Origin of the sequence: Acinetobacter sp. Brlt_5 (assembly GCF_051949055.1) — a bacterium.
GTDB classification, from domain to species: domain Bacteria; phylum Pseudomonadota; class Gammaproteobacteria; order Pseudomonadales; family Moraxellaceae; genus Acinetobacter; species Acinetobacter indicus.
This window is the reverse complement of sequence record NZ_JAYJLP010000003.1, coordinates 125,344-148,848: the sequence shown is the minus strand read 5'-3', so window position 1 is coordinate 148,848 and position 23,505 is coordinate 125,344. Positions and strand designations below refer to the sequence as shown.

The window sequence follows — 23,505 nt, the reverse complement described above, 5'->3', positions numbered from 1 at the left end:
AAATCATGTCAATTCAATTGCGTCAGGCCATCGTGCTTGGCTTATGTCTGTGCGCATCGTCCTGGGCGATGGCCGCAGTCCGGGAATATCATCTGTATATTGATGAGCAGCCGGTCAAGCTGACCGGAAAAACTGTCAAAAAAATAAGTGTGAATGGCCAATTCACGGCTCCCTTGCTTGAATTTGAGGAAGGTGATGAAGCGGTGATTCATGTGTATAACCAGCTTCTAAATCGTGATTCTTCCATTCACTGGCATGGTCTGTTATTGCCGGGTTTAATGGATGGCGTGCCGGGCTTTAACGGTTTTCAGGGCATTGCGCCGAAGGGACATTTTACTTATCGCTTTCAGCTACGGCAGCAGGGCACCTACTGGTATCACGCGCATTCCAAAGGTCAGGAACAGGATGGGCTGTATGGCCCGCTAGTCATTTACCCCAAAGGCAAACAGCCTGTGGCTGCGCATGAACAGGCCGAGCGGGATTATGTGGTGATGCTGTCCGATTTTCACGCATCTTCCAGCGACACGATTTTAAATAATCTGAAAAAGTCGGCCGAGTATTATCAGAACCAGCGTGAAACCCTGGCCGAGGTGTTGCAGCAGGTGAAACAGCAGGGCCTGAAACAGACCTGGCAGCAACGTTCCATGTGGAACCAGATGCGTATGCTTAGAACCGATTTGTCGGATGTCACCGGTTATCAGTTTTTAATCAATGGCAAAACACCGGAACAGGCCTGGACCGGGCTGTTCCGACCGAATGAAAAAGTGCGTTTACGTTTTATTAATGCCTCGGCCATGTCGTTTTTTGATGTACGCATTCCGCAGCTCAAAATGACCGTCATCAGCGCTGATGGCCAGCCGGTCCAGCCGGTGCCTGTAGATGAGTTCCGAATCGGGACGGCTGAAACCTATGATGTACTGGTGGAACCAAAAGCCGGCCATTACCAGATTGAAGCAGAATCAATTGACCGTTCAGGCTTTGCCATTGGTAGTTTATTGCAACAGGGTATGCAACCACCGCCACTGCACATGCCAACCGCACGACCACGTGCGGTATTGACCATGGAAGATATGGGACATGCTGCTCATGGTGCAGAAAGTACTGCGCCACATGCGGTACATAGTGCGTCATCCACATCTTCGACCTTGCAGCATCCATCGATGACACATGCTGCCATTAAAGAGACTGAATCTTTAACGGTAGCCGAAGATCATCCTGCAGTGCATTCATCGCATGCAACGCAGGCGCAGTCAAAATCTTCGGCCAGTTCGGTTCCTCAAGGTTGGGCCAATGCCTCAACACCCGCCGGACATAAAGCACTTCGCTATGCGGACTTAAAAGCCTTAAAGCCGCAGCCGGATACGCGCGCGCCGGTGCAAGAGCTGGTGATTCGTTTGGGCGGCACGATGGAACGTTATATCTGGACCATCAATGGCAAGAAATTTAGCGAGGCTGAACCGTTGCAGGTGGCCTATGGCGAACGGATTCGGCTGAAATTTATCAATGACAGCATGATGGCGCATCCGATGCATTTGCATGGCATGTTTATGCAGCTGGAAAATGGCCAGGCCGCTGCCGACCTGCCAAATAAACATACCCTGATTGTACCGCCTGGAAAAACCGTGAGCGCGTTATTGACCGCCGATGAGCTGGGGGAATGGGCAATCCATTGTCATCTGCTGTATCACATGAGTTCGGGCATGATGAATAAGTTAGTGGTGGCACAGGTGATGCCAGAGGAGACGGCTTCATTACCCGCAGCTCCATCTGCGCTGCCAGCTGCTGTTCAGTCTTCGGGAGATGCACATGCACATCACTAATTTTGCCCGTTTCAATTTGTTGGGAGCCATGCTGTTTGCGACACCGATGTTATCGGCGCAGACACAGCACCCATCTTCTCACGCTACAGAACATGAAGTTGTACCGCAGACGTCAGTAAAATCTGTCGATAAACATGCACAACACAAGCAGATGATGCAGGCTGAACATCAGCAACATCAGCAACATCAGCAACATCAGCAACATCAGCAACATCAGCAACATCAGCAACATCAGCAACATCAGCAACATCAGCAACATCAGCTCATGAGCATGCCTCATCTGGTGGAGAAGGCTGCAACGGGAACAACGCATGATCACCGACAGGAGCATGGCGGGCAGTGGTATCAGTCCAGTATGCTGGAATCAAAATGGATGCAGCATGCGGGTGGACGCGGAGTGTGGCAGTCCGAGCTGGAAAGCCGGGTCGGAACTGATGAGAACAAGCTGTTTTTCAAACTGCATACCCAGCAGGCCGAGTCGCAACAAGCTGAATATGAGGCACAGGTTTTATATAGCCGGATGATTTCTGATTTTTGGGATATCCAGGCTGGTGTAGCCTATCAGCAGGAGGATCAGACTTCGGCACAGCAATCGCGTGGTGTGGTTGGCCTGCATGGGCTAGCGCCGTATTTCTTTGAAACCGAGGCCTATCTGTCCCTTGCCGAAGATCAGCAGGTGCAGCTGAGTCTGGATACTGAGCGGGATTTTTTGCTGACCCAGAAACTGATTCTGGCGCCTTATTTGCAGGCCAAGCTGGTACTTTCAGATGAATCGGAACAGGCGCAGAAAACTGGTTTAAACCAGCTGCAGACCGGGCTTCAGATGCGTTATGAAATCAGCAAAAAAGTCATGCCGTTTGTAGATGTGGCCTATGGCTATCATAAAGGGCTGGCCCAGACAGCTGAGCAGGATGCGACGGAGTCGGAACAGGGCTGGCAATATGGTGCCGGATTACGGTTGAAGTTTTAAAGCATTTATCCATACACTGGATGGGCTTTGGTTCATCCTTTTGCTTGCTGGAGAAACGACCTATGCTCCAGTAAGCAATTTATTCACTCAAGTGAATAAGTTTGAATCGCCTTATCTGGGTTGTGATTTTCAGTCCCTCTTGAGCTGAAGCTTATTCCCCTTCAACGGCGTTCTACTGGCAGGCGGTGGATTTTTGCTATACTGATACCGTAATTTTGGAGGAACGACCTCCCTTAAAGACGTTGTCTTTAAGAAAAATCGTCAGGACGGCCTGACTCTATCTGAATAATGGAGGAGGGCGTGATGGCCTGGATCGTATTAATTTTTGCCGGTATTTTTGAAATTGTCTGGGCTTATTTTATGAAGCTTTCAGATGGTTTTACCAAACTTACCCCAAGCATTCTGACCATTTTCTTTATGGTGCTCAGTTTTGGCCTGCTGGCCTATGCCATGCGCAGTCTGCCACTGGGCGCGGCCTATACCATCTGGACCGGGATTGGCGCGGTCGGTTCTTTTCTGGTGGGTATTTTGGTACTGGGCGAGCCGGCATCGGCCATGCGTATGCTGGCGGCAGTGTTAATTATTTCCGGTCTTGTGCTGATGAAACTTTCATCGGCATAATCAAGCTAGACTAAACTGAACAGGAGAAGGAGATGAAACTTACATTTATGTATATGCCTTCTCCGGTCGGGCGTTTAAAACTGGTGGCCACAGACAGCGCGCTGGTCGCCGTGATCTGGGACAATGAAAATCCCAAACGGGTCCGGCAGGCCGAGCTGGTAGAGCAGCTGGATCATCCGATTTTGCTCGATGCGCAACAACAGTTGAATGAATATTTTCAGGGCCAGCGTCAGACTTTTGAACTGCCTTTAGATTTTGAAGGCACAGAATTTCAGAAAAAAGTTTGGCAGGCACTGCTGAATATTCCTTTTGGCGAAACCCGCAGTTATCGGCAAATTGCTGAGCAGGTCGGCAGTCCCAAAGCGGTACGGGCTGTCGGTGCGGCCAATGGCCAAAATCCAATTTCAATTATTGCACCCTGTCATCGGGTGATTGGCAGCGGCGGTAAACTGGTTGGCTTTGCCGGCGGATTAGACAATAAAGAGATTCTGTTAAAACTGGAACAACAACAAAAATAAATATAGATATTTTATGGTGTTGCATCACTTAGTGCAGGCCAATAAACAGCTTAAATCAGTAAGCATCCGTTGATTAAAAAATAGATCACCAGATTGAACATCTTCAGGTAGATAGAATCTTTCTGTATCCACCTGATAACGAAAATTAAACCAGCATTATCATTCCTGAATGAAACACCGTTTTATGCTAGAGTCGGGTCAAGATCATCACCATTAAAATAAAACCGAAATGCATGATGTAAATATTTTGAGTATGTTGATTTCACAGCTGTGGTGGCTGTTGCTGGTTCTGCTGGGCTTGAGCCTGCTGCGGGTGTTCCTGCCGGACTTAAAAGGCAAAATCGGGGAGTGGGCTGTTCAGCGACAGGCCAAGCAACATCTGGATGAGCGTTATATTTTACTTAATGATTTGACCTTGCCCGATCAGGATGGTGGCACCACACAAATTGATCATGTGCTATTAAGTCCTTTTGGCGTCTTTGTGATAGAAAGCAAAAACTATAAGGGCTGGATTTTTGGCAGTGCGCGGCAAAAAATGTGGACCCAGAAAATTTATAAAAAGAGTTATAAATTCCAGAATCCCTTGCATCAGAATTACAAACATACTCAGGTGTTGAGTCATCTGCTGGCTGATCTGCTGGAGCCGGAACATTTACATTCAATAGTGGTATTTATGCCGGGCTGCGAATTTAAAACAGAGATGCCAAAGCAGGTATTTCAAGGGACAGGCTGGGTAAATTACGTACAGGAGTTCCAGACCGAAGTCATCTCCGCCATGCGCTTAAAACGTTTGCAATTACGACTGGAAAAAGAAGTACTGGACCCGTCCTGGCAAACCCGGCGCGCGCATGTGGCGCAGCTTAAATCCAGACATCATCAAGACTGAACCCAAGTATCGTGTTGAGCTGAGTCGTCTACGCTTACCAAACTCTCCTGAACTGTTGAATAAGCACTATATTTTTCTGGCTCTGAGCTTGCTAGATTGGTGGATATTAGCCAATTTTTGCCAGATGTTCAGGCCGGAACAGGAGCGTTCACGATGTCAGAGCCTTATCTACCGTATACCCCGCAGGTTGAACAGGAACAGCCGAATGAAAGCCGCTTGATTGAAGATATTATCGAGCATATGGCCCAAGCCCGACAGCAGGTGTTTGACAAGCATCGCCATGCAGTCCGCGATGCGCATGCCAAATCACATGCATTTCTGAAAGGTATTTTGACCGTGCCAGTGTTGCCACCACATTTGGCGCAGGGAATTTTTGCCGAGCCTGGACATTATGATGTGATGGTGCGTTTATCGGCTGCACCAGGAGATTTACGCAGTGACCAGGTGCCGGTGCCGCATGGCTTTGCCTTAAAAATCCTGAATGTGCCGGGCGCACGCTTACTGGTCGATGACCCGAGTGATAGTAAAAATCAGGATATCCTGATGGTGAATATTCCGGTGCTGGCCTTTGGCACGCTGCGTAAATACCAGCAGATGCTGCCTCTGGTGACACGCGCGGAACAGGCACCCGATCCGATGTTAAAAGGCATGCGCAGTATGGCGCGCAGTTTAAATGCACTGGTAGATAAAGCCGGTTTAGAAGTGCCGGTGACTTTAAAAGGCTGGGCGCGCAGTCAGAACCATATTCTGGGCGAGACCTATCACACCATGGCCGCGCTGCGTTATGGCGACTATATGGCAAAACTCAGTGTGGCGCCGGAATCGACTTCGGTACGCCAGCTGACCAATATCCCGATGCAGATTAGTCATGACTCCAGCATCCGGGATCTGGTCCGCGATTTCTTTAAGCACCATAGCGCCGATTATGTATTGCGTGCGCAATTGTGTACCAGCCTGGAGCGGATGCCCATTGAAGATGCCTCGGTATTATGGCCGGAAGAAGAATCTGCGCATCAGACCATTGGCACTTTGCATTTTCCCAAACAGGACAGCTATAGTCCGGAGCGGCGGGTTTATGCCGATGATGTGTTGTCGTTTAACCCGTGGCATGGCGTGCAGGCGCATCAACCTTTGGGTTCAATTATGCGGGTACGTAAACAGGCTTATGAACGTTCCGCCTCGTTCCGGCACCGGATGAATACCCAGCCGCGAGCCGAACCGCAGCAGCTGGATGATATGCCGGATTAAAGGGCTTCAGATTCAGGCCGAAAAAATACCTGCCATGGGGCAGGTATTTTTTATAGCAGGTATTTTTTATATTAAGGATTAAAAGCGTTTTGGAATCTTCTGACCATTCGGTACCGGACTTTCTGCCTGTTTTAGTACCCCAAACAGCCAGGTTTCAGCATAATTCACAGCGGCTTGCAGTTCATCACCTAGTGCTAAACGGCCGGCAATAAAGCTGGCCAGCGAGCAGCCCGAACCGTGGTATTCGCCTTCTAAACGCGGGCAACGGGTTTCTGAAATCAGTTCACCATCTATATATAAAGCATTGCGGATGTGATCCGGGGTATCTTCATGGCCGCCTTTAACCAAAACCGCCTTGGCACCCATCGCAAACAGTTTCTGGGGGGCCAGTTCCAGATCATCTTCACCGGTCAGGGCACGCAGTTCTACCGTATTCGGGGTCAGTAAGGTTGCCAGTGGAATCAGCTCGACAAAGGCCTTGACCAAAGTCGCCTGATCACCCAGAGAGCCACCGCTGTTGGCGACCAGAACCGGGTCCAGCACATAGTAATAGTCCGGATGTTCTCTCAAGAAATCTGCCAGCGCTGCAATATTGTCGGTGGTGCCGAGCATTCCCGATTTAACACAGCGAATTGGCAGATCGTTCACCACGGCATTGGCCTGGGCCAGTAGCAATGCTTTGGAAGTGGCTTCAAAGCCAAACACCTGCTGCGAGTTTTGCACCGTGAGGGCGGTACAGGCAATGGCCGCATGTGCGCCACTTTGACCAATCGCTTCAATATCAGCCTGTAAGCCCGCGCCCCCAGAGGGATCTAAACCAGAAAAGCAAAGTACCGTTGGACGCACATCCATATCCTTCAATCATGAATTTACGTTAGTATAGGCAACTTTGAATCAAGTCTCGAGTGTATTTCACGGTCGAAGGGGGAGAAAAATTCATGATTAAACATCTGCTGATTGATTTGGATGGCACCCTGACCGATCCAAAAGTGGGTATTACCACCTCGGCGCGTTATGGACTGGCAAAAATTGGTCATCCACTACCAGAATCTGAAAATATTGACTGGATTATTGGTCCGCCACTGAAAGCTTCACTGGCAAAAATTTTACAGGTTGAACCGAATGATGTGCTGGCGGAACAGGCACTGATGGGTTATCGCGAGCGTTTTGCCGTGACCGGTTTATATGAAAATAAGGTTTATCCGACTGTGGCGGAAACCTTGCAAACCTTGAAACTCCAGGGCTATCAGCTGTTTTTAGCCACGGCCAAGCCGACCATTTATGCACGGCAGATTCTGGAGCATTTTGAGCTGGAACAGTATTTTACCGGCATTTATGGCAGCGAGCTGAATGGTGATCGGACCCATAAAGATGAATTAATTGCCTATATTCTGGAGCAGGAACAGCTGCAGGCCAGCCAATGTCTTATGGTCGGCGACCGGGAATATGATGTGCTGGGGGCGCGACATAACGGCATCGAAGCGGTCGCGGTCGAATATGGTTATGGCACGATGCAAGAGCTGGATCATGCTGCACCAAAAGCCCGTATTCAGCAGTTTTCCCAGTTGCCGAATGTGGTGGCTGACTTAAATAGTGCATTGGCATCCTGTCAGGCTTAATATAAAAAATCCATTCGGCTGATGCTGTATTCATCAGCCGGTGGCTGGATTTTCCATGCGCCTAATCACATCGACGGATCTATCGACTCTCTGAAACATCAGCCTTCAATATTTAAATACAGACTTTCTTTAACTTCTTCCATTACCACATAACTGTGTGAAGAGGCTGAGGCCGGCAATTTTTTCAGTAAATCGCCAAGTAAACGCCGGTAGGCGCTCATTTCTTTGAGCCGTGCTTTAACCAGATAATCAAACTCGCCGGAAATCAGATGACACTCGAGCACTTCCGGAATATCCACCAGATCTCGCGCCACCTGATCAAACACATCGCCAGATTTGGCCGACAGTTTAATCTCCAGAAATACCAGCAGTTTCTTGTCCACCAGTTCAGGATTCAGGCGGGCATAATAGCCCATAATAATGCCATCGCGTTCCAGCCGTTTAACCCGTTCCGAGCAGGGCGTGGTGGATAAATTGACCTTGGCCGCCAGCTCACTAATCGCAATCCGGCCATTGTTTTGCAGGATGTCCAAAATCATGCGATCAATCCGGTCTAATTTACGCATCTAAAAATTCCTTTATTCCAAAAAATATCCTGAAAAAATGGGCGGATTATCTGAAAATACCCACTAAAAATAGCAAAATTCACTATTGATCCGAAAATATACTAGTTAAATAAACTGGAATGTATTTGAGGTCAAGTCTATGCGTGTAATTGTGTTGGGAAGCGGTGTCATTGGGGTGACCAGCGCATATTATCTGGCGCAGCAGGGTGCAAGTGTGACGGTGCTGGATCGTCAAACCGGGCCGGCGGAAGAAACCAGCTTCGGGAATGCCGGACAGGTTTCACCGGGCTATTCAACGCCGTGGGCAGCGCCGGGGATTCCATTTAAAGCCGTGAAGTGGATGTTCCAGCATCATGCACCTTTGGCCGTGAATTTGGATGGCAGTATGTGGCAGTTACAGTGGATGGCGCAAATGCTGAAAAACTGTAATGCGCAGCACTATGCTATTAATAAAGAGCGGATGGTGCGGGTAGCCGAATATAGCCGCGATTGCCTGAGACAGTTACGCCAAGACACCGGAATCAGCTATGAAAACCGCTCTAAAGGCACGCTGCAGCTGTTCCGTAAAGATGCCCAGCTCGATGCCGTACAGCGTGACATTGAAGTATTAAAAGAAAGCGGTGTGGAATATGAGCTGTTAGACCGTGATGGTCTGGCCCGGGTTGAACCGGCTTTGGCTGCGGCCAAAGATAAACTGGTTGGTGGCTTGCACTTGCCTAATGATGAAACCGGCGACTGCTATCTGTTTACCAATGCGCTGGCCAAACTGGCACAGGAGATGGGTGTTGATTTCCAGTTTAACCAGAATGTAGAAAAACTGCTGGTTGAAGGCGACGAGATTAAAGGCGTGCTGGTCAATGGCAAAGTGCTGACCGCAGACCGTTATGTATTAGCTTTTGGCAGTTATTCACGTGAATTCCTGAAACCGCTGCATCTGGACCTGCCGGTCTATCCGGTGAAAGGTTACTCGCTGACTGTGCCAATTGTCGATCCAGCCATGGCGCCACAATCAACAGTTCTGGATGAAACTTACAAGATTGCGATTACCCGTTTTGACCAGCGGATTCGTGTCGGTGGTATGGCTGAATTAAGCGGCTTTAACCTCGGTCTGAATCAGGATCGTCGTGCCACGCTGGAAATGGTCACCAAAGATTTATTCCCGGGTGGTGATTTACCGCAGGCCAGCTTCTGGACCGGTTTACGTCCAATGACGCCAGACAGCACCCCGATTATTGGCGGCACCCGCTATAAAAACCTGTTCCTGAATACCGGCCACGGGACTTTAGGCTGGACCATGGCCTGTGGCTCGGGCAAGTTAATCAGTGATCTGGTGATGCAGCAGCAACCGGAAATTAGCACTGAAGGCTTGTCGTTACAGCGTTACGCCGCTTAAGGTATTGATTCAAGGAAGAACGATGTCTAGACCAATTCAGGCAGTGGTGCATCTCGATGCACTGCGCCATAACCTGCAGATTGCTCGGCAGTATGCCGGGGATAGCCAAGTTTATGCCGTGGTCAAGGCCAATGCCTATGGTCATGGCATCGAGCGGGTCTATCCGGCTTTTCAGTCCGCCGATGGTTTTGCTTTGCTAGATCTGGCCGAGGCATTGAGATTACGCCAGCTGGGCTGGCAGGGTGATATTCTGTTGCTGGAAGGCATTTTCTGTCTGGAAGATTTATCAGTCTGTCAGCAACATCACTTAAGTTTTAGCATTCACAGTGCCCATCAAATTGACTGGTTACAGCAGTTCCAGCGCCAGCATCCGGAAGCACGTTTTCATGTCTATCTGAAAATGAACAGTGGCATGAACCGTCTGGGTTTTGCACCCGCCGCTTACCGGGGCGCCTTTGCCCAGTTACAGGCACTGGAAATTGTAAGCTCTATTACCCACATGATGCATTTCTCCGATGCCGATGGCGAACGTTTTGGTGCGCCGGGCATCGACTATCAGCAGCAGTGTTTTGAACAGACCATTGCCGGCCTGCCTGGCCAGCGTTCACTCTGTAATAGCGCGGCATTGCTGCGTCATGCGCCGGCCCTGCATAGTGATGTGATGCGTAGCGGCATCATGTTGTATGGCAGTTCGCCCGATTTTCCACAGCATACGATTCAGGACTGGAACCTGAAACCGAGCATGAGCCTGCGCAGTGAAATTATTGCTGTCCAGCAGCTGAAGGCTGGAGAAAGTATTGGCTATGGCTCCAGCTTTGTTGCTGAACAAGCCATGCGGATTGGCGTAGTGGCCTGTGGCTATGCCGATGGCTATCAGCGAATTTCTCCAAGCGGTACACCGGTACTGGTCAATTCGCAGCGCAGCCAGACACTGGGTCGGGTCAGTATGGATATGCTGGCGGTCGATCTCAGTCATCTTCCTGACGCCGATATTGGCGCTGAAGTGGTGCTATGGGGCTATTCCAGCAGTGGTGCCATTTTGCCAGTCGATGAGGTCAGTCAGGCAGCCGGTACCGTTGGCTATGAGCTGATGTGCGCCATCACCGCCCGGGTGCCGTTTGTGGTGCAGGCATAAAATTTTATTCAACAGGATCACAACATGAGTTCTCAAGATATTCAACGTATTCACAGCACTGAAGTGATGAGTGCGGCAACGGTATTTAATCAGGTGGTCTATCTGTCGGGTCAGATTCCGAAAACCACTGCCGGGCAGGACATCACTGCGCAAACGCAAGAAGTGCTGCAGACCATTGATACGCTGCTGGCCGAAACCAATAGCGATAAAAGCCGGATTTTATCTGCGCAACTCTTTTTAAAGAATCTGTCCGATTTCCAGACCGTGAATGCGCTCTGGATTGAATGGTTGCAGGGCCATGCCACACCGGCACGCGCCACCATTCAGGCGGAACTGGTCAACCCGGACTGGCTGATTGAAATTGCAGTGACCGCTGCACAGAAATAAGCCATCTGGTTTGGTTTTCTCTCCCAGCCACTGACGCTGCGTACAGCCCAAGATAGGATTTGTTGGGATGTACAGGACCATCATTGCAGGATGACGTATGCACAGCCTGCGCTGATGGCAGGGTCAGGGCACAATAAGGATATTGAACATGACTTCCTCTCGTCACGATGACGTTCATTCGTCGCCACATGAATTACAACGCAAACTCTCCAACCGGCATCTGCAGTTAATTGCCATTGGTGGCGCCATCGGCACCGGACTGTTTATGGGCTCCGGCAAAACCATTGCCTTGGCCGGCCCGTCCATCCTGTTTATTTATATGATTATTGGCCTGATGTTTTTCTTCCTGATGCGTGCATTGGGGGAAATCCTGCTGTCCAATCTGCACTATAAATCCTTTATTGATATGGCGCATGACCTGATCGGGCCGGGTGCGGGCTACTATATTGGCTGGTCCTACTGGCTGGGCTGGATTCTGGTTGGAATTGCCGATCTGGCAGCCATCATCAATTATCTCGGTTTCTGGCTGCCACCAGATACCACGTTTACTCCCATGGGGCAGGCGCTGATCAGTGTTGGTTGTGTGCTGTTTGTACTGGGACTGAATTTGCTGACGGTCAAACTGTTTGGTGAAATCGAGTTCTGGTTTGCCCTGATCAAGATTCTGGCCATCTTAGGCCTGATTGGTATTGGTGGCTATATGGTCTTTAACCAGTTTGCCGCGCCAGATGGCACCACTGCCAGTTTTCAGCATGTCTGGTCGCATGGCGGCATGTTCCCGCAAGGCGGTAACGGTTTTCTGGCCGGTTTCCAGATTGCGCTGTTTGCCTTTGTCGGGGTGGAGCTGCTGGGCACCATGGCGGCTGAAACCAAAGATCCGGAAAAGAATTTACCCAAAGCAGTCAATGCAATTCCGACCCGGATTATCCTGTTTTATGTGCTGTCTTTATTTGTGGTGATGTCGGTGACGCCGTGGAACCAGATTCCGGCAGACCGTAGTCCGTTTGTGTCGTTGTTTTTACATGCCGGTATTCCCACCTCTGCGATTATTATGAATCTGGTGGTGTTATCTTCGGTGATGTCTTCCATGAACAGCGGTGTGTTTTCGACCAGCCGCATGCTGTTTGGCCTAGCGCGTGGCCGGCAGGCGCCACAGGCGTTGGCGACCTTGTCAAAACGGGCAGTACCGGCCAAAGGTCTGCTGTTCTCCTGTCTGTTTATTATGGCCGGTGCAGCCTTGCAGTATTTTGTGCCCAATACCGTTGAAGCCTTTACCTTGGCCAGCTCGCTGTGCGTGATTCTGTTTATTAGCATCTGGGGCATTATTATGGTGTGTTACCTGCGCTATCGTAAACTGCAGCCGCAGTTACACGCTGCTTCACGCTTTAAAATGCCGGGTGGGGTGCTGATGAGCTATGTGGTGTTGGCCTTCCTGCTGTTTGCACTGGTGATTCTCAGTCTGGAGCCGGATACGCTGAAAGCACTGCTGGTCAGTCCGTTGTGGCTGGTGATTTTAACCGTGACTTACTATGGTCTATATAAACCGCGGCTGCGTAAATACCAGCAATATGCCCAGACCGAGCAATATGCCAAGTCAGAAACCCTTCGCTAGCCCACAAAAAAGCCTCGTATCAAACGAGGCTTTTTTTATCTGTTCTTCGATGGAGCTAGAACACAGGTTTCACCACCACCAGAATCACAATTGCAAATAACAGCACTGTCGGCATTTCATTGAAAAAGCGCCAGAATTTGTGTGACTTGTAATGGGCATTGCCAATCAGTTTCAGACGGTAATAACCGCAAACCAGATGGTAAATCACCAATAATCCGACCAGTGCCACTTTCAGGTAAAACCACAAGGCATCGTGGTAGTTCCGGGTGGCATCCCCCCAATCTACCAGAAAGTGGGCGGTAATTAGGGTGGCAATCATGGAAGGCCACATAATTCCGCGGTACAACTTGCGTTCCATGACTTCAAAACGCTGATGACTGACCGCATCTTCACTCATGGCATGGTAAACATATAACCGTGGCAGATAGAACAGTGCAGCGAACCAGCACACCACGGCAATAATATGTAATGCTTTTACCCATAAAAAAGCATCAGAAGGTGCATCCATCGAAAATCCTATTTAGGGATTATGCATCCCATTTCTTGAAAATCAGACAAGCGTTTACGCCGCCAAAACCAAAACTGTTACTCATCACAGTATTCAATTTTGCGTCACGTTTTTCAAGTACGATATCAAAGCCTTTCGCGCCTTCATCCAGCTCGGTCACGTTGATGTTTGGCGCAATAAAGTCGTTTTGCATCATCAGGACAGAGTAGATCGCTTCCTGTACACCGGCAGCACCCAGGCTGTGACCGGTCATAGATTTGGTCGAGCTCAGGGCTGGTACCTGGCCTTCACCAAAGGCACGTTCCATGGCTTTCAGTTCAGTCACGTCACCTGCAGGGGTAGATGTACCGTGTGTGTTCACATAGTCAATCGATTCAACACCATGCTGTTTGGCTTCATCCAGCGCCATCAGGATACAGCGTGTTGCACCTTCACCGCTTGGCGCAACCATGTCAGCACCATCCGAGTTGGCTGCATACGCGACCACTTCTGCCAGAATGTTGGCACCACGTGCTTGTGCATGTTCCAGCGATTCCAGTACCAGGAAGCCACCGCCGCCGGCAATCACGAAACCATCACGGTCTGCTGAATATGGACGAGAAGCAGTTTCTGGGGTGTCATTGTATTTGGCACACAGCGCACCCATCGCATCAAACAGCAGGCTTTGTGACCAGTGATCTTCTTCACCACCGCCAGCCAGCATAAGATCCTGTTTACCCAGTTGAATCAGGTTGTAGGCATAACCAATCGCATCGGCAGAAGTTGCACATGCGCTGGTAATCGAGTGCGCAACGCCTTGCAGTTTAAAGGCAACGCCCAGGTTGGCCGTAATGGTGTTTGACATGTTACGTGGTACAAAGAATGGGCCAATTTTACGCGCACCTTTTTCTTCCAGTAATTCCACCATTTCAACCACAGATGCAGTCGAGTTGCCGCCTGAACCACCGGCAATACCGTAACGCGGGTTACCAGCTAAATCTTCAACTTTCAGGCCGGCATGTTCAATGGCTGCTGCCGCTGCGTTATAGGCATACATTGCACACACGCCCATGAAGCGTTTTAAACGACGGTCGATATTGTCAAAATTCTGTTCTGCAGCTGCACTGACATGGCTCTTAAAATTCAGTTCAGCATAAGTCTGGTTAAAACGTGTGCCTGAAATACCATTTTGCAAAGAGTGGGTTACATCTTCTAATGTATTACCAATGCACGAATTAATGCCCATGCCAGTGATTACAACACGTTTCATCTACAGTTCCCTTATGGTGATATTATCGGGTCTAACCCTGGAGATTGTCGGCGCAAATGCCGGTGTCCAGTGCATTTCCCAAGTTTTTCAATTGGATTCATAATAACAGAAAGAATTTTGAATTCTTATGGCAAATCCTATGCCTCTTTGGGAATGACCAGATTTGGGGAGCAGACTACGTGAACATAACCAAAAGAAACACAATAAGGTTGAGATAAACGCAGACTATACCTAGTATTTAGCAATAAATCTTAAGAAAGAAAATGAGGAGCAAGAATGACAGATTCTAATAATAAGCAATCAGGCGGATTCCTCTCGAGTGCGTTTGGAGTGGCTAAAAAGCTCAGTCATACCGGCATTGACCTGGTTCAGCATGTGGCGCCCGGTTCGACCAGCAAAGAAGAGGCGGGTAGCAGTCACGGGCGGGTGGTGGAAGGCAGTGCCAGCCCGGTATTCGGCCGCCATTCATCGCGTTATGACAATCCGCAGCAGGTGCTGAAGGCACACTTGCCACAGGTTTCACGTCAATTGCTAGGTCGTCATTATAATAAGGTCAATAATCTTGCCCATTTTGTGGCGCCTCAGTTTTCTGACAAGGTGTCGGATTACTTCTTTCACCAGCTAAATACCTTTACCTCCAATATCAGTTCGGTCGATGCAGTTCTAGATGAAGCCGGGGTACGTGACTTAGAAGAACTGACCCAGGATGTGAACCGTTCCAAACGCATCAGCCAGGCGCTGGCAGAGCAGAATAAATGGCTGGCCTCGATTCAGGGCGCGATCACCGGGGCTACCGGCGTGATTGGAACCGCGGTAGATGTGCCGGTTTCGATGATCATGTCGTTACGTACCATCTATCAGGTTGGGCGTTCGTATGGCTTTGAGCTGAATAAAGAAGAAGGCCAGGCCATTGTGCAATATATTTTCAAACAGGTTGATCTGGGCCTGATTGCCGAAAAGCAGGCGGTCTTGCTGGGTATTAAAAGCGTGCTGAACATGCTGCAAACCCATGATGTGCATCAGCTGCAGCAGCTGGTTGGTTCCAGTAATGACATGGAAGTGCTACGTAAATATCTGGTCAATGAGCAGGGCGAAATGAAGTGGCAGTGGATGAACTCGATGCCGAAGTTCTCGCTGTTAAGCAAATTAACCCCGGTGGCGACAGCCTCGGTCAGTGCCGCCTATAGCTGGAAGCTGGTCGAACATGTGCACCAGAAAGCGCAGGAAGTGTTCTCGCATGCCCGTGAATATCTCATCCAGCATAAGGGCAGTCAGCTATCCCCGGTCGATGCCTATGAAAAAGCCGCAGCCTTACTGGCACAAGCTGCACCGAAATTACTGGAACAGCCAGCTACAGCTACACCGGCCGTCGAGGAGCTGAAGCTGGATCAGGATATTGAGCTGCAGCAAAACAGCACCATCTCTAAGGTGAAAATCCAGAAAAAATCGGCAGAGGAAAAACCGGAGCCGGAACAGGTCGATCAGGATATCCAGCAGGGCCTAGAGCAGCTGGCCGATAAAATGGTTGAACCGAATGCTGCGGTAGAGCCGCAAAAACCGGCAATTCCACCGGAATCGATTGAGCCGGAACCTGCAGATGATGACGAGTTTGACGACACGCCACCGGCAGTGGAGGAGCCACCAGAAACGGAGACTGAACCGCAAAAAGCAGACGCTGAGAAACCGGTAGCGAAGAAGGTTACAAAAAAGCAAAAAGCGCAATAAGGTGCTAATACCTTAAAAAGCAGTAAAATCAGCCTTTAATGCGGGAATAGTCAATATTTGCCGGTCTGTCGAATATTGACCATTTTAGTATCTTGACTTACAATTGCATGCCCTCAAAAAGTAGTATGTTTTTGGGGCTTTTTATTAACGGGAGAATTGCCACATGGCAACAACAAATCAGTTGATCCGTAAGGGTCGTACGACTTTAGTTGAAAAATCTAAAGTTCCTGCGTTGAAGGCTTGTCCACAACGTCGTGGTGTTTGTACACGTGTTTACACAACTACACCTAAAAAACCTAACTCAGCAATGCGTAAAGTTTGCCGTGTTCGCTTAACTTCAGGTTTCGAAGTTTCTAGCTATATCGGTGGTGAAGGCCATAACCTGCAAGAGCACAGTGTTGTTCTGATCCGTGGTGGTCGTGTTAAAGACTTACCAGGTGTACGTTACCATACCGTTCGTGGTTCTTTAGACTGTGCTGGCGTGAAAGATCGTAACCAGTCACGTTCTAAATACGGTACTAAACGTCCTAAGAAATAATCTTTCGAGATTAAGCTCTTAGTTCGTTAGAACTGCAATCCTTTATCGTCTCGCTTGTCTGATTTCTGCATTTATTTTGTGAATATTCAAGCGACGTATAGTAAGGCCAGCGAATGCATACGACACTTTATGCTACTGCTGGATTAACCTGAAGTGTCATATTTATAGGTAGTTTTAAAATGCCAAGACGTCGCGTAGTCGCTGCTCGTGAAATCCTTCCGGATCCTAAGTTCAGCAGCCAAACAATCGCTAAATTCATGAACCACGTAATGCAAGATGGTAAAAAATCTATTGCTGAAAGTATCGTTTACGGTGCTTTAGACCGCGTTCAAGAAAAAAACAAAGTAGACCCAGTTGAATTTTTTGAAGCTACGCTTGAAAAAGTTCGTCCTATGGTTGAAGTAAAAGCACGCCGTGTTGGTGGTGCTACTTATCAAGTTCCTATGGAAGTACGCCCATCCCGTCGTACTGCTCTAGCGATGCGTTGGTTAGTAGATGCTGCTGCTAAGCGTTCTGAAAAAACTATGGCTTTACGTCTTGCTGGTGAGTTGCTTGATGCAGCTGAAGGTAAAGGCGCAGCGGTTAAAAAACGTGAAGATGTGCACCGTATGGCTGAAGCCAACAAAGCCTTCTCTCACTACCGTTTCTAAGCGGATAAAACAGGACCTAATCAGGAGGGTGATGAATTTAGTTGTCACTAGTTTGTCATCAAAGCGCTTTAAGTTGCTATGCAGCTTAAAGCGTCCTGTTTTAAACAACAAAATTTAGGAATGCTAGAAATCATGGCACGTCAAACCCCAATTTCTCGTTACCGTAACATTGGTATCTCTGCGCACATTGACGCAGGTAAAACAACCACTTCTGAACGTATTTTGTTCTACACAGGTGAGAGCCACAAACTAGGTGAAACTCACGAAGGTTCAGCAACAACTGACTGGATGGAACAAGAGCAGGAACGTGGTATTACCATTACTTCAGCAGCTGTAACATGCTTCTGGAAAGGTATGGCTAACCAGTTCGACCAACACCGTATTAACGTAATTGACACCCCGGGACACGTTGACTTCACAATCGAAGTTGAGCGTTCTATGCGTGTTCTTGACGGTGCGTGTATGGTTTACTGTGCTGTAGGTGGTGTACAACCTCAGTCTGAAACTGTATGGCGTCAAGCAAACAAATATAAAGTACCTCGTTTAGCGTTCGTGAACAAAATGGACCGTACAGGTGCAAACTTCTTCCGCGTTGTTGAACAAATGAAAACTCGCTTGGGTGCAAACCCAGTGCCTATCGTTGTTCCAGTGGGCGCAGAAGACACATTCACAGGTGTTGTTGACTTAATCGAAATGAAGTCAATCATCTGGGATGAAGCTTCACAAGGTATGAAGTTTGAATACGGCGACATTCCTGCTGATCTGCAAGATACAGCTGAAGAATGGCGTACTAACATGGTTGAAGCTGCTGCAGAAGCATCAGAAGAACTCATGGACAAGTACCTAGAAAATGGCGAACTTTCTAAAGAAGAAATCGTTGCTGGTTTACGTCAACGTACATTAGCGGGTGAAATTCAACCTGCAATGTGTGGTTCTGCATTCAAAAACAAAGGTGTTCAACGTATGTTGGACGCAGTAATTGAATTCTTACCTGCACCAACTGACGTTGAAGCGATCAAAGGTATCTTAGACGACAAAGACGAAACTGAAGGTTCTCGTGAAGCGTCTGACGATGCTCCGTTCTCTGCGCTTGCGTTCAAAATCATGAACGATAAATTCGTTGGTAACTTAACGTTCGTACGTGTTTACTCTGGTGTTCTTAAAGCGGGTAGCCCGGTTTACAACCCAGTGAAAATGAAGCGTGAGCGTATTGGTCGTATCGTACAGATGCACGCAAATGACCGTCACGACATCGAAGAAATTCGTGCAGGTGACATCGCAGCGTGTGTAGGTCTTAAAGATACAACCACTGGTGATACATTATGTGACGAAAACCACGTAATTACACTAGAGCGTATGGAATTCCCAGAGCCAGTAATTGCATTGGCTGTTGAACCTAAAACTAAAGCTGACCAAGAAAAAATGTCAGTTGCTTTAGGTCGCTTGGCGAAAGAAGATCCATCATTCCGCGTTCGTACAGACGAAGAATCTGGTCAAACGATCATTGCGGGTATGGGCGAGCTTCACCTTGACATCATCGTTGACCGTATGAAGCGTGAATTCAACGTAGAAGCGAACATTGGTAAACCAATGGTTGCATACCGCGAAACGATCAAAAAGACGATTGAGCAAGAAGGTAAATTCGTACGTCAAACTGGTGGTAAAGGTAAATTCGGTCACGTATTCGTACGTTTAGAGCCGCTTGATCCTGAAGCTGGTAAAGACTACGAATTCGCTGAAGAAGTTGTAGGTGGTGTAGTACCTAAAGAATTCTTCGGTGCAGTAGACAAAGGTATCCAAGAACGTATGAAGAATGGTGTCTTGGCTGGTTACCCAGTTGTAGGCATTAAAGCGACATTATTCGACGGTTCTTACCACGATGTCGACTCTGACGAATTATCGTTCAAAATGGCGGGTTCTTACGCATTCCGTGACGGTTTCATGAAAGCAGATCCTGTTCTTCTTGAGCCAATCATGAAAGTTGAAGTAGAAACTCCAGAAGACTACATGGGCGATATCATGGGTGACTTAAACCGTCGTCGTGGTATGGTTCAAGGTATGGACGACTTACCTGGTGGTACTAAAGCAATTCGTGCAGAAGTTCCACTTGCAGAGATGTTTGGTTACGCAACACACATGCGTTCTATGTCTCAAGGTCGTGCGACTTACTCTATGGAATTTGCTAAATATGCTGAAACTCCACGTAACGTGGCTGAAGGCATCATTGCTAAGTTCCAAGCTGGCGGCAAAAAAGGTGACGACGAGTAATCTTTCGATTACTATATTGCCTAACTAAATTTATAGTTAAAATCTAATACTCATGCAGGTTTACTGCATGAGTAATCTACAAAGGAAGATGAACATGGCTAAGGCTAAGTTTGAACGTAATAAGCCACACGTTAACGTGGGCACAATCGGTCACGTTGACCATGGTAAAACAACTTTAACAGCTGCAATCGCAACTGTATGTGCACGTAAGTTTGGTGGTGAAGCGAAAGATTACGCTGCAATCGACTCTGCTCCAGAAGAAAAAGCACGTGGTATTACAATTAACACTTCTCACGTAGAATACGATTCTCCAACTCGTCACTACGCTCACGTTGACTGCCCAGGTCACGCCGACTATGTTAAAAACATGATCACTGGTGCTGCTCAGATGGACGGTGCGATCCTTGTTTGTTCAGCGACTGATGGTCCAATGCCACAAACTCGTGAACACATCCTTCTTTCTCGTCAGGTAGGTGTACCTTACATCATCGTATTCTTAAACAAATGCGATATCGTAGACGACGAAGAGTTAATCGAATTAGTTGAAATGGAAGTTCGTGAACTTCTTTCTACTTACGACTTCCCAGGCGACGACACTCCAGTAATCCGTGGTTCTGCTCTTGCAGCACTTAACGGTGAATCAGGTCAATATGGCGAAGACGCTGTTGTAGCTCTTGTTGAAGCACTTGACTCTTACATTCCAGAGCCAGTACGTGCAATCGACCAAGCATTCTTAATGCCAATCGAGGACGTATTCTCAATTTCTGGTCGTGGTACAGTTGTAACTGGCCGTGTTGAAACTGGTATCGTTAGAGTTGGTGAAGAAGTTGAAATCGTTGGTATCAAAGATACAGCGAAAACAACTGTTACTGGCGTTGAAATGTTCCGTAAGCTTCTTGACGAAGGTCGTGCTGGCGAGAACTGTGGTGTTCTTCTACGTGGTACTAAGCGTGAAGAAGTTCAACGTGGTCAAGTACTTGCTAAACCAGGTTCAATCAAGCCGCACACTAAATTCGACGCAGAAGTATACGTACTTTCTAAAGACGAAGGTGGCCGTCACACTCCATTCTTAAATGGTTACCGTCCACAGTTCTACTTCCGTACTACGGACGTAACTGGTGCGATCCAGCTGAAAGAAGGCGTTGAAATGGTTATGCCAGGTGACAACGTTGAAATGTCAGTAGAATTAATCCACCCAATCGCAATGGACGCTGGCTTACGCTTCGCGATCCGTGAAGGTGGTCGTACTGTAGGTGCTGGTGTAGTTTCTAAAGTAACTGCATAATCACTTCTATAGTGTGAAAAAAGCGTCCCAAAGGGACGCTTTTTTTATCTTTGCAGATTAAATTGTCTGACAATTTAACTGCAAGCTGTCCTAAACTGATATTCGCCTGACCTTAACTGCACTTATCTCCATATCAGAACCACGTAAGATAAAGCTGAAGAAAATAAATAAAAGTTTCAGGTGAGACGCTTCACTTGAAAGGAGTTGAGGTCATGAATGCTAAAGTAAATATTACCAACCGCGCAGGTGCCAGTTTCCCAGTACGTCGTATGGCGTTTGAGTTTGATCAGGTTCCAGAATACTGGATGCAAGGTTCGGCTGGCCTGACGCATTTTATGACCGCTTTATCTGCCTTGTTTCCAGCCGGTGAAAAATTCTTTATTGATAGTGTACGTGCAGTGCGTTACCACCCGGCAATTAAAGATAATCAGGAGCTGCAAAAAGAAATTTCAGCCTTTATTGGCCAGGAAGCCATGCATACCCAGGAGCATGTTGGCTTTAATGCCTCGGCACAAAAATATGGCCATGATGTAGAACGTTTAGATCGTTATACCGATAAAGTGATTCAAGGCGCGCGTAAGGTATTTGCCGGTGTCGGTAAACCCTTTGGCATTACCCAAGAAATGGTTGATTTGACTGCAACCACCGCACTGGAACATTTTACCGCGACCATTGCCACCCAGTTGCTGCGTAATTCGCATATTCAGGAACTGATGAGCGATGACACCATGAAAACCATGTGGCTGTGGCATGCGATTGAAGAAAACGAGCATAAAGCGGTAGCTTATGATGTGTTTGAGGGTGTATTCGGCCAAGGCACCAAAGCCTATTTACTGCGCACCAGCTCACTGGTTGCCGCCATGCTGACCTTATTTGTGGTGCAAAACTATTTCCTGTTCCGTCTGTTAAAAGAAGACAAACAGCTAAATCTGGAGGCGTTCAAGGCCATTTATACCTATGCTTATAGTCCCTCTAAGGGCATTATTACCGGTATGGGCCGTGAGATGCTGGCATATTTCCGCCCGGGCTTTCATCCGAACGATTTAGATACCGTCAGTCTGCTGGACACATGGAAAGCCAAATTGGGCTTCTAACGGTGTTGACTCTTGGGGGCAATGAAAATTGCCCTTTTTTTTGCTCGATTTTTTATCCAGAGCTCTTATAATGCGAACTTTGTTTTGACCGATGATGAACGAAGATGATTCGTTTAATGCAACACGCTGATATTCATAGTGTATTTAACATTGAGCAACAGGTACAAAGCCATCCCTGGAGCTTGAAACAGTTTGCTGAAGCGGTAGACAGCTATCAATGTACCGTAATCGAGCAGCAAGGACAGCTGGTCGGGTTCTGTATTTTGCAGCCGGTGCTGGATGAAGCCAACCTGTTGCTGATGGCGGTTGCGCCTGACCAGCAGGGGAAGGGACTAGGTTATCAGCTGTTGGAGCATTCGATTGCGCAGTTGCCGAATCAGCCGGTACAAATTTTTCTGGAAGTGCGTGAAAGCAATACCGCGGCTATCCGTCTGTATGAAAAAGCTGGCTTTCATCAGATTGATGTGCGCAAAAATTATTATCCAAATCCGGATGGCACACGTGAACATGCGGTTATTATGGTTAAAGCCTGTAGTGATGATTTTGCCGCGCTCTTCTCATCACCTTAATTTTTAAAATTATTGGGTTTTATTTGATAATCGAATTATTCCAACCACTGGGCAGGGTGGTCATGAGAGAGTTTCCCAATTGCCGGATTTCTTCGCTGCTTAAGCTGCGGTTGAGCCGGCGCCATTGGCCATCAATCAGCAATTCCAGCGGTACATACTGCGATTTATAATTCATTTTATTGGAATGCGGCACCCAATAGCCTAAATAAACATAAGGCAGTCCGAGTTTCTGGGTGTGTTCAATCTGCTTTAAGATCGCAAATACGCCCAAGGAGCGGCGGTTTTCATCCGGATCAAAGAAGGTATACACCGCAGACAGGCCATCATCGAGCAGGTCGCAGGTCGAGACCGCAATTAGCCGGTCTTGGTGCCAAAGCTCTAAAAAGAAACTGTCGGTGCAGCTGTGCACCAGAAATTTTTCAAACTGATCCTGACTTGGCGGATACATATCGCCATCGGCATGGCGTTCATTAATATAACGCTCATACAGCGCATAATGCTGTTCATTGGCTTCTTGGGTAGAGCGGATGGTGACGTGCAGGTCCTGATTGCGTTTCCAGGCTTTTTTCTGGGTGCTGTTCATTTGAAATTCGTGTACCGGCACGCGCGAAGACAGACATTGACGGCATAAATGGCATTCCGGCCGATAGACAAAGTCACCGCTACGACGAAAGCCCATGCGTGACAGTTCAGACAGGGTCACCACATCAATCCGGTGCGCCGGATCTAAAAACACCATGCGAGCAGATTTATCATCCAGATAACTGCAGTTATGCGGCGGCGTAATATAATATTGTAATTCGTTGAGCAGGGATTTCGGTTGATATGAATTCATGGCAATCCC

At 48.1% G+C, this 23,505-nt stretch carries 23 protein-coding genes; 18 read left to right on the top strand and 5 right to left on the bottom strand.

The features are described from left to right. The first annotated feature begins 5 nt into the window (after positions 1 to 5). From VF685_RS03890 to VF685_RS03865, 6 genes are all read left to right on the top strand, one after another. Positions 6 to 1,820, top strand: coding sequence for a copper resistance system multicopper oxidase (locus tag VF685_RS03890; RefSeq protein ID WP_440203555.1), 1,815 nt, complete (start codon positions 6 to 8; stop codon positions 1,818 to 1,820). Beyond that, complete coding sequence (locus VF685_RS03885; RefSeq protein ID WP_440203554.1) at positions 1,807 to 2,790, top strand: copper resistance protein B; 984 nt, start codon at positions 1,807 to 1,809, stop codon at positions 2,788 to 2,790. Before VF685_RS03890 ends, VF685_RS03885 begins: the two co-directional genes overlap by 14 nt. Before the next feature lie 303 nt (positions 2,791 to 3,093). Beyond that, on the top strand, positions 3,094 to 3,411 hold the full coding sequence (locus VF685_RS03880) for a DMT family transporter (protein WP_168396519.1): 318 nt from the start codon (positions 3,094 to 3,096) through the stop codon (positions 3,409 to 3,411). Between the two features lie 32 nt (positions 3,412 to 3,443). Further along, positions 3,444 to 3,929: a methylated-DNA--[protein]-cysteine S-methyltransferase gene (locus VF685_RS03875; RefSeq protein ID WP_286385409.1), complete on the top strand. Its 486-nt coding sequence runs from the start codon at positions 3,444 to 3,446 to the stop codon at positions 3,927 to 3,929. Between the two features lie 229 nt (positions 3,930 to 4,158). Next, entirely contained in the window at positions 4,159 to 4,815 is a 657-nt protein-coding gene (locus tag VF685_RS03870) for a nuclease-related domain-containing protein (protein ID WP_016659479.1), read from the top strand. A gap of 153 nt (positions 4,816 to 4,968) precedes the next feature. Then, the gene (locus VF685_RS03865) at positions 4,969 to 6,063 is read left to right on the top strand and encodes a catalase family protein (RefSeq protein WP_180088670.1); all 1,095 of its coding nucleotides are present in this window, start codon (positions 4,969 to 4,971) and stop codon (positions 6,061 to 6,063) included. A 78-nt stretch (positions 6,064 to 6,141) separates the two neighbouring features. On the opposite strand, the gene VF685_RS03860 is transcribed toward VF685_RS03865, so the two are convergent. Beyond that, on the bottom strand, positions 6,142 to 6,909 hold the full coding sequence (locus VF685_RS03860; RefSeq protein ID WP_286385433.1) for a hydroxymethylpyrimidine/phosphomethylpyrimidine kinase: 768 nt from the start codon (positions 6,907 to 6,909) through the stop codon (positions 6,142 to 6,144). Between the two features lie 92 nt (positions 6,910 to 7,001). Here VF685_RS03860 and VF685_RS03855 point away from each other — a divergent pair, with 92 nt between their 5' ends. After that, a complete protein-coding gene (locus tag VF685_RS03855) occupies positions 7,002 to 7,682 on the top strand; it encodes an HAD-IA family hydrolase (protein ID WP_045795528.1) in 681 nt (226 codons plus the stop codon). Positions 7,683 to 7,780: 98 nt separating this feature from the next. On the opposite strand, the gene VF685_RS03850 is transcribed toward VF685_RS03855, so the two are convergent. Then, positions 7,781 to 8,248: an Lrp/AsnC ligand binding domain-containing protein gene (locus VF685_RS03850; RefSeq protein ID WP_005179867.1), complete on the bottom strand. Its 468-nt coding sequence runs from the start codon at positions 8,246 to 8,248 to the stop codon at positions 7,781 to 7,783. Between the two features lie 139 nt (positions 8,249 to 8,387). Between VF685_RS03850 and VF685_RS03845 the strand changes: the two genes are divergently transcribed. From VF685_RS03845 to VF685_RS03830, 4 genes are all read left to right on the top strand, one after another. Beyond that, positions 8,388 to 9,641 (top strand): D-amino acid dehydrogenase, encoded by a 1,254-nt coding sequence (locus tag VF685_RS03845; protein ID WP_075167990.1) that lies wholly within the window; start codon positions 8,388 to 8,390, stop codon positions 9,639 to 9,641. A 22-nt stretch (positions 9,642 to 9,663) separates the two neighbouring features. After that, positions 9,664 to 10,776: an alanine racemase gene (gene alr / locus VF685_RS03840; protein ID WP_180007006.1), complete on the top strand. Its 1,113-nt coding sequence runs from the start codon at positions 9,664 to 9,666 to the stop codon at positions 10,774 to 10,776. 24 nt (positions 10,777 to 10,800) lie between these two features. Further along, positions 10,801 to 11,163, top strand: a complete 363-nt coding sequence (locus VF685_RS03835) for a RidA family protein (RefSeq protein ID WP_005179861.1) — start codon at positions 10,801 to 10,803, stop codon at positions 11,161 to 11,163. A 148-nt stretch (positions 11,164 to 11,311) separates the two neighbouring features. Beyond that, positions 11,312 to 12,775 carry an amino acid permease gene (locus VF685_RS03830; protein WP_045795523.1) on the top strand — a complete coding sequence of 488 codons (1,464 nt, stop codon included), beginning with the start codon at positions 11,312 to 11,314 and terminating at the stop codon, positions 12,773 to 12,775. 55 nt (positions 12,776 to 12,830) lie between these two features. Here the strand turns inward: VF685_RS03830 and VF685_RS03825 are convergent, their stop codons facing one another. Both VF685_RS03825 and VF685_RS03820 read right to left on the bottom strand, forming a co-directional pair. Next, the gene (locus VF685_RS03825) at positions 12,831 to 13,283 is read right to left on the bottom strand and encodes a CopD family protein (protein WP_005179856.1); all 453 of its coding nucleotides are present in this window, start codon (positions 13,281 to 13,283) and stop codon (positions 12,831 to 12,833) included. Positions 13,284 to 13,302: 19 nt separating this feature from the next. Next, positions 13,303 to 14,532: a beta-ketoacyl synthase N-terminal-like domain-containing protein gene (locus VF685_RS03820; RefSeq protein WP_005179853.1), complete on the bottom strand. Its 1,230-nt coding sequence runs from the start codon at positions 14,530 to 14,532 to the stop codon at positions 13,303 to 13,305. 276 nt (positions 14,533 to 14,808) lie between these two features. Between VF685_RS03820 and VF685_RS03815 the strand changes: the two genes are divergently transcribed. From VF685_RS03815 to rimI, 7 genes are all read left to right on the top strand, one after another. Further along, positions 14,809 to 16,257 (top strand): EcsC family protein, encoded by a 1,449-nt coding sequence (locus tag VF685_RS03815; RefSeq protein WP_286385402.1) that lies wholly within the window; start codon positions 14,809 to 14,811, stop codon positions 16,255 to 16,257. A 163-nt stretch (positions 16,258 to 16,420) separates the two neighbouring features. Then, positions 16,421 to 16,795, top strand: a complete 375-nt coding sequence (gene rpsL / locus VF685_RS03810; RefSeq protein WP_002050319.1) for a 30S ribosomal protein S12 — start codon at positions 16,421 to 16,423, stop codon at positions 16,793 to 16,795. Between the two features lie 179 nt (positions 16,796 to 16,974). Continuing rightward, positions 16,975 to 17,445, top strand: coding sequence for a 30S ribosomal protein S7 (gene rpsG, locus VF685_RS03805; RefSeq protein ID WP_005179845.1), 471 nt, complete (start codon positions 16,975 to 16,977; stop codon positions 17,443 to 17,445). 132 nt (positions 17,446 to 17,577) lie between these two features. Beyond that, positions 17,578 to 19,713: an elongation factor G gene (gene fusA / locus VF685_RS03800; RefSeq protein ID WP_286385431.1), complete on the top strand. Its 2,136-nt coding sequence runs from the start codon at positions 17,578 to 17,580 to the stop codon at positions 19,711 to 19,713. 94 nt (positions 19,714 to 19,807) lie between these two features. After that, complete coding sequence (gene tuf, locus VF685_RS03795) at positions 19,808 to 20,998, top strand: elongation factor Tu (protein WP_440203559.1); 1,191 nt, start codon at positions 19,808 to 19,810, stop codon at positions 20,996 to 20,998. Between the two features lie 212 nt (positions 20,999 to 21,210). Continuing rightward, the gene (locus VF685_RS03790; protein ID WP_045796116.1) at positions 21,211 to 22,092 is read left to right on the top strand and encodes a metal-dependent hydrolase; all 882 of its coding nucleotides are present in this window, start codon (positions 21,211 to 21,213) and stop codon (positions 22,090 to 22,092) included. A 104-nt stretch (positions 22,093 to 22,196) separates the two neighbouring features. After that, positions 22,197 to 22,661 carry a ribosomal protein S18-alanine N-acetyltransferase gene (gene rimI, locus VF685_RS03785; RefSeq protein ID WP_005179835.1) on the top strand — a complete coding sequence of 155 codons (465 nt, stop codon included), beginning with the start codon at positions 22,197 to 22,199 and terminating at the stop codon, positions 22,659 to 22,661. A gap of 19 nt (positions 22,662 to 22,680) precedes the next feature. On the opposite strand, the gene VF685_RS03780 is transcribed toward rimI, so the two are convergent. Then, positions 22,681 to 23,496, bottom strand: coding sequence for an arginyltransferase (locus VF685_RS03780; RefSeq protein ID WP_005179833.1), 816 nt, complete (start codon positions 23,494 to 23,496; stop codon positions 22,681 to 22,683). Positions 23,497 to 23,505 lie beyond the last annotated feature (9 nt).